The organism is Clostridium sp. (genome assembly GCF_016650095.1).
Classification (GTDB): domain Bacteria; phylum Bacillota; class Clostridia; order Clostridiales; family Clostridiaceae; genus Clostridium_AD.
Window position 1 is genome coordinate 1 of sequence record NZ_JAENWL010000074.1, and the last position, 12074, is coordinate 12074.

Below are 12074 nucleotides of genomic sequence, written 5' to 3' on the forward strand. Positions count from 1 at the left end.
AATGGCAAAAACATTAGTACCAGCAGCAAGAGAAGGATTGAACAAATTTAAAATGGAGGCTGCTCAAGAAGTTGGCGTTAATTTAACAAACGGATACAATGGAGATCTTACTTCTAGACAAAACGGATCTGTAGGCGGACAAATGGTTAAGAAAATGGTAGAACAGTACGAAAAGAACCTTTAATCTAAATTACTAATTTACTAAGAGGTATATGCTAATCATATACCTCTTAGTTTTGCTATTTTTATATATGCGATTTTATATAAATGAGATTGTATTGAAGTTAAATAAAATATTTCATAGCCTTTGATGATTTAAATAAGCTATTAACTAAGTTTAAATTCTAAAATCTTTATTTGAATAGATTTACGCCCATTATATTCATTAATTTGTGGTGAAAAAATTAAATTTAGTTTCATTCCACGAGGATTCTTGAAATAACTCATATAGTTTTCTCCATATGTATCTTTTAGCATTTCAGTAAATTCTTCCACTCTATTAAAACATATTCCATCAATCCATTTATTTACACCAGACATTAAAAATTTTATTTTTAATGCATTAGCGTTTTGGCCTAATATATCTATTTTTAAAACCGTAACATTTTTTTCAGCAAGGATTGGAGATGAATTTCCTTTACCAAAGGGCTCTAAAAGTTGTAATTCATCTATTATATCGTAATTTATTTTATTAAGGGGCATCCGCTCATCTATTCTTATCTTTGGCATAATATCTTCATCTGTTAACTTGCAAATAAAATTTAATTTTTTCCTTAGCTTTTCTATATTTTCTTCTTTTATAGAAAGACCTGCAGCCATTGGATGACCTCCGAACTTTTCAATGAGCTCACTGCATTTTATTAATTCTTCAAATAAATTGTATCCCTCAATAGATCTTGCTGAACCTTTTGGGTTTTCGCGTCCTTTAGTTAATATTATTGTTGGCACATTAAAAGCTTCCCTAACACGCCCTGCTACAATTCCTGCGATGCTCTCATGTATAGTATCTTTATAAATTACTAATACTTTATCATTTTTAAAAGGAGAATTATTAACTATATCTATTACTTCTTCCACATTTTGCGATGTCATCTCTTGTCTTTTTTTATTAAGTTCAAATAATGATTTAGCTAGTTCTTTCGCCTTATTTTCTTCTTCACATAAAAGCAATTCAACTGAAATAGCTGCTGATTCTAATCTTCCAGTAGCATTTATGCATGGTCCTATTTGAAATCCAACATGATAACATTTTATTTCTTTATCATTAATACTTAAAACTTCTTTTAAACACTTTAATCCAAGATTTTTTGTATTTGTTAGCATCCCTAATGCATTTTTTGCGATTATTCTATTTTCGTCTATCAAATCCACCACATCACAAATAGTTCCTATTCCTGCTATTTCAATAAATTCCTCTACAAATTTTTCATCAATTCCAAGTTTTATATAGAGTGCTTGTACAAATTTAAGTGCAATACCTGCACCACACAAATGCTTAAAGGGATAATTACATTCCTTTTGTTTTGGATTAATAAGTGCATCTGCAATTGGAATCATAAAAACTCTGCTCCCAGCTTCATCTTCTTTAAATGCTAACTCATGGTGATCAGTTATTATGACGGTCATGCCTAGTTCTTTTGCTAATTTAACCTGCTCAATAGCTGCAATTCCATTATCACAGGTTAAAATCACTCCAAAACCTTGTGCCTTTAGTTTTTTTATCCTATCACTATTTATCCCATAGCCCTCACGTTCCCTGTCTGGAACATAGTATTCTGCCAGTGCTCCACATTGCTTTAATGCTTTATACATTATCACAGTACTAGTAACCCCATCTGCGTCATAATCTCCATATACCACTATTTTTTCCTTATTTTCAATGGCTAGCTTTATTAATTCTGTAGCTTTTTCCATATCTTTCATTAAAAATGGATCATACAAATCCTCTAGACTGGCCCTCATAAATTTTTTAATATCTATTTCATTATCAAATCCCCTATTAATTAAAATCTTAGCAACAAGCTCACTTACCCCTCCACTTCTTGCTAAAGCTTTAATATCTTTAGAGGTATTTCTTAGTAACCACTTTTTCTCCATATATATCTCCTGTTTGCTTATTTTTGTTGCAGTAAATTACCCTCTATTTTAAAATTAGATAACTTTCCTGTTATATTTTCCCATTAACCTTTGATGTCGTTAATACTTGTATTGTAGCATTCACTAAAACTTTATTTACTACTTTCATTATTTCTTCATCTTTTAGGTTTTCCATTCCATCAAATTCCGAAAAAATTGTTTCTCCATCCCCATACATAATTTCATTTACACATAAATTCATGCTAGTTTGAATAGATTTCTCAAGGGATATCATTCTTCTTAATTTATAACTTTTGCATAGTTTTAAAATACACTGCTCATCAAAATAATTTCTGAGATCCTTAACTTTTTCGATTTCGTTATTAATAATTTCTATAGCGTTATGTACATTTTCATATGATGTTCCAAGATTTATAGTAAAAAGTTTTATCCCTGTTTCGTTTTTAACTTTACTTCCTATATCATAAACAATGCCTCTCTTAGTCCTAACTTCATCATACAAAATACTGCTTGTACCTTCTCCGAAAACTAAGTTAAATATCTTTAAAGCACTAATCTCTCGCGAATTTAAATCATGAATTGGGAAACAATATTCGATTTTAGCACCTTGCACATCATCTCTATATTGGAAGTATGTTCCTGAGGTATTATTCTCGTATCTATACTCCTTGTCAGCTTTTATATGCCCACAGTCTCTAGTCAATTTATTATTAAAATTACCGAGATATTTCTCCACTATTTCGGTAATACTGTTAAGACTCAAAGAAGATATTACACTTACAACGCAATTATCTGAGGTGTAATGCTCCAGATAAAATTTTACAATTTGTTTAATAGTTATAGAACGGATGCTTTCCTGTGTACCTATAATCAAATCCTTTATCCTTCGATTTTTAAACCCATTATAAAGCATTGTATCTTCGCAAAACTGATACGAATCATCTTTCCATTCTTTGAGTTCTGCACTTATTACTTCTATTTCCTCGCGGAATCCATGAACTGGGAACGATGGCTCCAAAAGAATATCTGCGTAAACTTCAAACCCCTTTTCGAAATCTTCGTCTAATGTTGTACCATAATATACTACGTATGGATAGTTAGTCATTGCATTACAAAACCCAAAAGTTTCATCACATAATTTATTTATTTGGTATTCCGAGCGTGAAGTCGTGCCCTTAAACAGCATATGTTCTACCACATGAGCTATTCCGAGTGGTTCATTTTTCTCTTGATTTGCTCCTGCATTAAACCCTATTGTAAAAGAAGTTAAATTATTTTGCGATTTCTTGTATAATAACTTCATTCCATTTTTAAATATTACTTTTTCCAATTCATCACCTTCAATTTTTAATTAGGGGCATGAAAGTAAATAACAGGTGAAAGATGCGACGGATATTTCGTGAAAGACTAGGATGCAGGTTCTATTGATAGTTATACTATCAATAGATTCTGCAGACGAAGTATTTCGCGAAATAGACTAGTATACTGACTTTTTATTTACTTGAATGTCCCTTTAATTTAAATAGATAATATTTATGTGTTATTTTTGATTCTTTTGTTGTAGACTAATGTATACGCTAAAAGACAATCTTTACTTCATAAAAAAGGTGGTGACTAATTTCTTAAACATATTTTATTTAAGAATAATATTCTATGAATAATAAACATATAACACTACAGTCCTTAACTCAATTTATAAAGTATGCTTTAGTTGGTGCTACTAACGTTATAATAGATGTTGCCATATTAAATATTCTTTCTTATACCACAGGCATAACTCATGGAAGAATGTTATTTGTCTTTAACTTAATTGCTTTTTGCTTTTATTCAATTTGTGGTTATAAATTGAATACGAAGTTCACTTTTAGAGAAACATCTAAAACTAAAGCTTACTTTCAATACTCCTCTGTGCTGTTTTTTAGTATGATTTTAAATAGCTTTATGTTAGTAATATTAACAAGTAGGAATCCATTAACCCATCTTTTGCATAACCATAGAAATATAATTAGTTTAGACCACCTTTGGCTTAACATATCTATGTTACTAGGTTCTATGCTTATAGGTATAGTCGGTTTTTTGATTAATAAATTTTTTGTTTTTAATAGAAAAAAGACATGATAACATTTTGTTTTAAGTTATTGCATGTCTTTTTTATATTTTTACTTTAAAGTAACATCGTAAACGAAATCGTCAATGAGTCCACTTGTTAAGTTTTTACCTCTACCTGCTCTATTTTGAACGTTTATATCATCAATTCTTATAATCTTTTTTTCACCTTTAAATGAACTGACTGTTAAACTGAGCTCCTCGTCAAACGTCGTAGCTGTTTCATTGGAACTTTCTTCTTTTTTCACTACTGACTTTATCAAATCTACGAATATAACTTCATCTTCCTCTTTTAAGCTTATTCCTGTTACCCCAGAGGCAACCTTTCCCATAAAGTTAATAGTATTTACATTAAATCTTATACACATTGCCTTTTTTGTCACCATTAGTACATCCCTATCTACATTATCTCTACTTACTTTTACAAATGCTAATTTATCTTCTTCTGTTTTAAGTTTATAAACCATGGCTCCAAAAAAGTTTCCTTCGAGCTCGCTAAGCTTAGTTCGTTTTGTAAATCCTTTTTTTGTAAATAAATATATACTTCTTTCACTATTAAAATCATCAACAGACGTAATTTCTACTATTTTATCATCAATACTAAAATTGTCCAGTAGAGTATTAATACCTACGCCTTTCTTATCAATATTCTGAACCATATAGCTAGGTAATTTATGAACTAATCCTTTTTCCGTAAATATAAGCAGTGTGGAAGAGGATTTGGTATATGTGCTTAAGTTTGTATTTGTTTTTCTACTAGATATTTTTATTGCACCTTTTGCATTTATACTAATATTAAATTCTTTATAATCATGCCCCTGCGTAAATTCTAATTTTACAACTTGGTCAGCTGAAGTTAGATTAAATAACTGCGTGCCCACTATGTTTCTGTCAATAGCTTGGAGCACCGGTTCTTCCACAGAAAATTCTAGCCCTTCTTTAGTTGATACCTTTATAGAAGCTTCTTTTCTTGGCCCATCATTCAACCTAACATGGATAAGCTTTTCATTTTCTCTTAGTCTTAAAGCAGATAATTTAGTATAACTCGTAACGAATTTATTAAGCTCAGTTTTCTTTATATTTCCTTTGCTGGTAAAGAACATAAATTCCTTATAAGCAGATGCATTTTCTAGTGTAAAACAAGCAACAATTTTTTCTTTTGTTAAATCTATTCCTCGAATAAGGGTATCAAGTCTTTCCCCTTTTTCCTTCCACTTATATTCCGGTACTAAATCTCCTCTTAGTTGATACATATTTCCGACATCAGTAAATACCATTAACGTATCTTTAGTATTTGTTTGAAGTAAATATGTATTAAAATCGCCCTCTCTATACTCAATATCTTCTATATCAGTGTTTGACCTATTATAAGATTTCATTGGAACTCTCTTTATATATCCATCGTTAGATAGTGTTATCATAATATCCTCTACTACGATTAACTCCTCTACGTCTATTTTGGCTTGACTATCATCCTCAATAATTTCCGTTCTTCTTGGATCATTATATTTTTCTTTGATTATTGAAATTTCTGTTTTTATCACTTTAAGAAGTTCATTCTCATTTTCAAGGATTTTTTTATACCCCCTAATTAATCCTTCTAATTTTTTATATTCCTTTAAAAATATCTTTATTTCAAGGCCCGTTAACTTATATAACATAAGTTCAAGTATTGCTTCTGTTTGGATAGTTGAAAAATTAAACTTAGCTATAAGGTTAAGCGCCGCATCCTTTTTAGATTTTGAGCTTCTAACTATTGCAATAATTTCATCCATTACATCTATAGCCTTAATAAATCCTTCTACGATATGAAATCTATTTTCTGCAACTTCTAGTTCTCTTTGAGTTCTTTTAGTAACAACATCCTTTTGATGATTTAAGTAGTGCATCAATATGGTTTTAAGTCCCATAGTTTGGGGTTTACCATTGGCCAATGCTACCATGTTAAAAGATATATTACATTGAAGCTCTGTTTTTATCATTAAATATTTAAGTACCTTTGTAGCAGTTTCCTTATTTGTAGACTTTTTAAATTCAATTACAGATCTTAGTCCAGTTCTATCAGATTCATCTCTAATATCAATAATGGACTCTAATGCTTTTGAATGTTTTTTATCCGCAGTCATATCAGAAATAGATTGAAGTAATTTTGCTTTGTTTTTTCTGTATGGAAACTCTGTAATTACAATGCCAAGGCGACCAGTTTCTAGAACTTCAATTTTCATTTTAGAACGTAGCGTTACCCTACCTTCTCCACTCTCATAAGCAGCTTCTATAGCCTTTTGACCGATCAAAACACCTCCGGTTGGTAAGTCTGGTCCTTTGATGTGTTCCATAAGCTGTTTAACTGTAATTTCCTTATTATCAGCATAAGCTAGTACTCCATCAATTACTTCCCCTAGATTATGAGGTGGAATGTTTGTTGCTATTCCAACCGCTATACCAAAGGTTCCGTTTACAAGCAAATTAGGATATCTTGCTGGTAGTACAGATGGCTCCTTCTCTGTATCAGAATAGTTATCTACCATATCCACAACGCCTTTGTCAATATCCCTTATCATTTCAAGTGCAATAGGTGAAAGTCTTGCTTCTGTGTAACGCATAGCAGCTGCATTATCTCCATCTTGACTTCCCCAGTTTCCATGACCATCAATTAGTGGTTTTCTTGTAGCAAAAGATTGGGCTAGTATTACCATTGCACCATAAACAGAGCTATCTCCATGTGGATGGTACTTACCAAGAATATCTCCAACTATTCTTGCTGATTTAAAATAAGGTTTGTCCGGAAATGCCCTTAGCATATATGCCCCATAAAGAATTCTTCTATGTACTGGTTTTAAACCATCTCTAACGTCTGGCAGTGCTCGCTCACGGGCAACCTCAACGGCATATGGAAGGTAGTTATCTGGCATTGCTTCTTCAATTGGAGTCATTATTATATTATTATCTTTAGGTACATCGATTTTTTTTGCCATTTAATAAACCCCCTGTTAAATCATTACCTACATTGTCGCTTCATCACCTATGGTGCTGTACTCATCACCTACGGTGCTGTACTCATCACCCACGGTGTTGTACTCATCACAAAATGTGATGCTAACGACTTTTAAAATCATCCTTAGAACTCAGCATATTTGTACATGTAATTTTTTCTAGGTGCAACCACATCTCCCATTAGAAGAGAAACCATCTTCTCCGCCTTTGCAGCATCTTCTATTGTAACCTGCTGCAGCGTCCTAGTAGCTGGATTAAGTGTAGTTTCCCAAAGTTGATCTGGATTCATTTCTCCAAGCCCTTTATATCTTTGGATAAGAGCACCCTTTCCAATTTCTTTTTTGGTCTTAGCTAATTCCTCATTACTATATGCATACTTAGCAACTTCTCCATTTTTGCCAGCCTTATAAACCTTATAAAGTGGGGGCATTCCCATATAAAGATGACCATTGGCGATTAAGGGCCTCATATATCTATAAATAAAAGTCATCCATAGTGTTCTAATATGATATCCATCAACGTCCGCATCACTTAAAATGATTATCTTACCGTATTTTAAATCTTTTTCAATATAATTTTCTAAAACTCCGGTTCCAATAGCAGTATTGAATATTTTAAGCTCTTCACTAGACAGCACATTTTCTAGCTTTTGCTTTTCAGTATTCATAATTTTACCTTTAGAAGGCATTATAGTTTGAAATCTTCTATCCCTAGCTTGCTTAGCACTTCCACCAGCTGAGTCTCCTTCCACCACTATAAATTCTGTATACTCTGAATCTTTTAGTGTACATACAGCAATCTTTCCCGCAAGAGGAGATGCACCCTTACCTATTTTTTTTCTCTCAGCTTCATTAATTTTTTTTATTTTATCACGCCTAGTTGCGGCAGAAATAGCATTACTTATTATACTAGTAGCTATTTCTTTATTGTCCTCTATCCATTCTAATATTTTAACATAGCACAATTCATTCATCATGCTGTATGCCTCATTATTACCAAGTTTACTTTTAGTCTGACCTTCAAACATTGGGTTACTTATTTTAATTCTAACTATTGCCGTCATTCCTTCTCTTAAATCGTCACCTTCAAATTCCTTATCCTTCTCTTTTAAAAGATTAAGCTTTTTAGCGCCTTCTTTAAAAGCCCTTGTCATCCCAGTTTTAAACCCAGTCTCGTGAGTTCCAGACTCAGTAGTTGGTATATTGTTAACGTAGCTAGCAATGTATTCTGTAGTTGAATCAGTAAATTGAATACACACTTCTCCGTATAAATTTATTCCATTAATTTCTTTATCACCTTGAAAGTATATAGGTTCCTTGTGGAGTAGCATTTTACTTTCATTTAGATAATCAATAAAATCTAGAAGACCCCTCTCAGAGTGGTATTCCTTAGCGATGTTTCCTTCTGTTCGCTTATCAATAAAGACTAATGTAATCCCTTTATTTTGGAACGCCAATTCTTGTAGTCTTTCATCAATAAAATCAGAATTAAATTCCAAGGTAGTGAATACACTTTTATCTGGCATAAAAGTAACCTTACTACCTGTTTCTTTTGTTTTCCCAACCATCTCAAGCTTGCTTACCGGTGTACCTGGCATAAGCCTTTTTAAATCATCATCATAGGCATATTCAAATCTTTGAGTGAAAATTTGTCCCTTTTGCTTTATTTCAACTAGTAACCATTCTGACAATGCGTTTACAACTGCGGCTCCAACACCATGAAGTCCACCAGAAGTTTTGTAATTCTTATTATTAAACTTTCCACCAGTGTGAAGTTCAGTAAATACCATTTCCACACCAGATTTATTTTTTAAAGGATGTATTCCTGTAGGAATTCCCCTACCATTATCAATAATAGTAACACTTTTATCTTTATTTAATATTATTTCAGCTCTATCACCATATCCATTAGCTATTTCATCTATAGAATTATCTAAAATTTCCCATATGCAATGATGTAGACCTTTGCTTCCTGTAGAACCTATGTACATACCTGGTCTTATTCTTACCGGCTCTAGTTTTTCTAGAGAAGTTAAGTCTGTCACATCATAGGTTTCAATTTCTTCTTTATCAAAACTCATAAAAATCCTCCAGTAAAATTTTCTTATCCTTTTGTTATTTTATATGTTTATGAGCAAAAGGTAAAGTAATTTAAATAAAAAAACAGAAACTAGCGTTCTGTTTTTCTGATGTTTCTATTTTTTTATGTTATATTTACCCAATTTTCTATTTCTTCTGTAGCAGTTTTTATGTCTACTACTTTAACTTTTAATTTATAATCATATTTGTTGGAGCCGTGTGTGTACATAGGATCATAATGTTTTATCATAAGCTCACTTACCACTTCATCATATTCAGATTTTAAAACTAGTTCAGAATATCTTACAACATTTTTTTCTCCAATATATTTCCCCAGTCTTTTTAAACATTCAATTATTTCGGCCTGACAGTTCTCCTGCTTTGTATACTCTTTAATAATAAGATCGCATCTAAACTCAATGTCTGCCTCCACAAATATATGTACACCCTTTTTCATTTTCTCAAATATAAAATCAGGTATTGTAGTGTTTCCTATTCGTTTGCTTTCTGCTTCGATAAACACATATGAACTTTTAGCAGATTGCAACATATGATATATTTTAGATTCAAATCCCTTTTGACTGGCTGTTTTTCCAAGGCCTACTGTACCTAATAATGATCCTCTATGATTAGCAAAACCTTCTAAGTCTAAAATATCAAATCCATCACGCTCTAATTGTTTAAGTATTTCAGTCTTTCCAACGCCAGTGTTACCATGTAGAACAATGTATTGTACTTTTTCATTAAGCTTTGGTAAATTCTCAATTACAAACTTTCTATATCCCTTATATCCCTCATTTATTCGCTCTGTATTAATACCTAGGGAGCTTAGTAACATACCAAGTACGCCACTTCTCATTCCACCTCTAGCGCAAAATAACACAATCTTATTGTATTGTTTATCTAATTCTTTAATTTCATCATAAATGCGAAGTAATTTTTTAGACGCTACTTCAAGTCCAATTCTTTTTGCTTTTTCAACACTTTCCCTTGTATACACAGTACCAATAATTTTTCTTTCTTCATCATCAAATAAGGGAATACTAATTGCTCCTTTTATAGTTCCTTCCATGAATTCACCTGGACTTCTTACGTCAATTAATATATAGTTTCCTTCAATTTCTCCATATTCTATGGTTTTTAACATTAACTTTCCTCCTTGGTTATCAACAATTATATTAAGGGCATGAAATAACCGGCAGAACAAAACTTTTCTGCCGGTTATTTCAGTAATTCGCTTTAATTTTCACTTTGCTAAAGTAACTTATTAGTTGGTGGTAATACTGCCGCAGCTAATCTTGTCAGATATTTTATGCTCTCATCATCTATGTTGCTTTCAAAATTCATTAAACGAATATCTTCTTTTGTAAGCTTAATAGCTTCTTTTTCTTTGAAACTATTTTCGCTGTTTTTATAGTTAGTTTCTACATATTGAACTGCTTTTGAAATAATTCTAATAATTTTCTTTTCATTTTCAGGTGTGGATTCACTATCTACTAAAGAACCAAGTATTATATTAGCAAGACCAAAGTAGTCATCTTTAATATTTATATCTCTATCTTTTAACAAATAAGCTAAATAACCAATTCCTGTTACTAAAAGCACTATTAATACATATTGAATAATTATATCCGCCATCTATTACACCACCTTTTATTTGAATTTATACTACTTTATATGCTATTCAAATAAAAAGGTGTATATTTTTCTTTTAAATCACGCAAAACTAACTTCAAATTAAAAAAGTCTTTCAGAATAGTTGATTTTACTCTTAAAACAGATATCAATAAAATCCAACTATAATTTTATCATAAATAAAATCGTAAATCTATCCTTTTTTTCAATTCTATCCAGATCGGTAGTCGTTTAATCATTTATCTTGCTTAATTAATAAATGGAGCTAGGATTATCCCAGCTCCATTTTATTAAATATTTATGACTTTTTTCCCCGCAAATGTTATTGCACCCATGGCAAGGATATTTAGTGGATCCACATAATTCCCTTTTAACTGATACTTCTCATAAGCAACAGAAAGCTCTGTACATCCTAAAATAAACAACTGCGCTCCATGCTTTCCCATGGTTTCAACAGTTTCATAAAATCCTGTTAGATTCGCACCCCGGATTCCTTCTTTTATTCCATAAATGAGATCTGTAACTTGTTTTTGGTCTTCTTCATAGGGTTTTATAAGTTCTATCCCATATTTACTAAATACCGCATCATAAACGCCGCTACTGCAAGTTCCCTTCGTAGCTAAAAGGCCTATCCTCTTAATTTGAGGATATTTGTTCAATATAAAATTTGCTGTTTCATCTATCATATTAAGGAACGGTATTTTTATCTCTTTTATAATATCCTGATAAAAGTAGTGAGCAGTATTACAGGGCATAATCAGGTAATTTGCTCCCATGGATTGAAGTTTTCTGGCTGATTCAATCAAATACTTCTTAGGATCCTCCCCCTCTCCAATAATACTGGCCGTCCTATCAGGTATGGATGTATTATTATCTATTAAAACACGAATATGATCTTGATCACATGTTGCATAGGTATGACATACAATTTTCCTAAACAGTTCAACGGTAGCTAAGGGTCCCATGCCCCCTATAATCCCTAGTGTTTTAGACAAAATCTCTACCTCCTTTAAAATCATTATTCTATGATGAAAGTGTTTTAACTATTTGCTTTTACATTTTTGTTGTTTAAACTCAGTTTTTTTTCTGATGCATCAACTACGACTGAACAAGATGCGTCTCCAATTACATTTACGGCTGTTCTAACCATATCTAGGATTCTAT

General features: G+C 31.7%; 9 protein-coding genes. 2 read left to right on the top strand and 7 right to left on the bottom strand.

The genetic code is table 11. The features are described from left to right. Nucleotide 1 precedes the first annotated feature (1 nt). Nucleotides 2–184: an alpha/beta-type small acid-soluble spore protein gene (locus JJE11_RS06495; protein WP_291633787.1), complete on the top strand. Its 183-nt coding sequence runs from the start codon at nt 2–4 to the stop codon at nt 182–184. A 143-nt stretch (nt 185–327) separates the two neighbouring features. Here the strand turns inward: JJE11_RS06495 and recJ are convergent, their stop codons facing one another. Together recJ and JJE11_RS06505 are read right to left on the bottom strand one after the other, a co-directional pair. Then, complete coding sequence (gene recJ / locus JJE11_RS06500) at nt 328–2097, bottom strand: single-stranded-DNA-specific exonuclease RecJ (RefSeq protein WP_291633788.1); 1770 nt, start codon at nt 2095–2097, stop codon at nt 328–330. Between the two features lie 70 nt (nt 2098–2167). After that, complete coding sequence (locus JJE11_RS06505; protein ID WP_291633790.1) at nt 2168–3427, bottom strand: pitrilysin family protein; 1260 nt, start codon at nt 3425–3427, stop codon at nt 2168–2170. Nucleotides 3428–3750: 323 nt separating this feature from the next. Between JJE11_RS06505 and JJE11_RS06510 the strand changes: the two genes are divergently transcribed. Further along, complete coding sequence (locus JJE11_RS06510) at nt 3751–4215, top strand: GtrA family protein (protein WP_291633792.1); 465 nt, start codon at nt 3751–3753, stop codon at nt 4213–4215. A gap of 41 nt (nt 4216–4256) precedes the next feature. On the opposite strand, the gene JJE11_RS06515 is transcribed toward JJE11_RS06510, so the two are convergent. The 5 genes from JJE11_RS06515 to JJE11_RS06535 form a co-directional block, all read right to left on the bottom strand. Beyond that, complete coding sequence (locus JJE11_RS06515; RefSeq protein WP_291633794.1) at nt 4257–7178, bottom strand: DNA topoisomerase IV subunit A; 2922 nt, start codon at nt 7176–7178, stop codon at nt 4257–4259. Between the two features lie 143 nt (nt 7179–7321). Beyond that, nucleotides 7322–9277: a DNA topoisomerase IV subunit B gene (locus JJE11_RS06520; protein ID WP_291633796.1), complete on the bottom strand. Its 1956-nt coding sequence runs from the start codon at nt 9275–9277 to the stop codon at nt 7322–7324. A gap of 122 nt (nt 9278–9399) precedes the next feature. Beyond that, complete coding sequence (gene mnmH / locus JJE11_RS06525) at nt 9400–10422, bottom strand: tRNA 2-selenouridine(34) synthase MnmH (protein WP_291633798.1); 1023 nt, start codon at nt 10420–10422, stop codon at nt 9400–9402. A gap of 107 nt (nt 10423–10529) precedes the next feature. Further along, nucleotides 10530–10913 (bottom strand): hypothetical protein, encoded by a 384-nt coding sequence (locus tag JJE11_RS06530; protein ID WP_291633800.1) that lies wholly within the window; start codon nt 10911–10913, stop codon nt 10530–10532. Between the two features lie 287 nt (nt 10914–11200). Next, on the bottom strand, nt 11201–11905 hold the full coding sequence (locus tag JJE11_RS06535; protein ID WP_291633802.1) for an amino acid racemase: 705 nt from the start codon (nt 11903–11905) through the stop codon (nt 11201–11203). Nucleotides 11906–12074: the final 169 nt, after the last annotated feature.

Coding starts and splice junctions, on each gene's coding strand:
- JJE11_RS06515 (WP_291633794.1), bottom strand. CDS start 7,178: ATGGCAAAAAAAATCGATGTACCTAAAGATAATAATATAATAATGACT.
- mnmH (WP_291633798.1), bottom strand. CDS start 10,422: ATGTTAAAAACCATAGAATATGGAGAAATTGAAGGAAACTATATATTA.
- recJ (WP_291633788.1), bottom strand. CDS start 2,097: ATGGAGAAAAAGTGGTTACTAAGAAATACCTCTAAAGATATTAAAGCT.
- JJE11_RS06510 (WP_291633792.1), top strand. CDS start 3,751: ATGAATAATAAACATATAACACTACAGTCCTTAACTCAATTTATAAAG.
- JJE11_RS06520 (WP_291633796.1), bottom strand. CDS start 9,277: ATGAGTTTTGATAAAGAAGAAATTGAAACCTATGATGTGACAGACTTA.
- JJE11_RS06530 (WP_291633800.1), bottom strand. CDS start 10,913: ATGGCGGATATAATTATTCAATATGTATTAATAGTGCTTTTAGTAACA.
- JJE11_RS06495 (WP_291633787.1), top strand. CDS start 2: ATGGCAAAAACATTAGTACCAGCAGCAAGAGAAGGATTGAACAAATTT.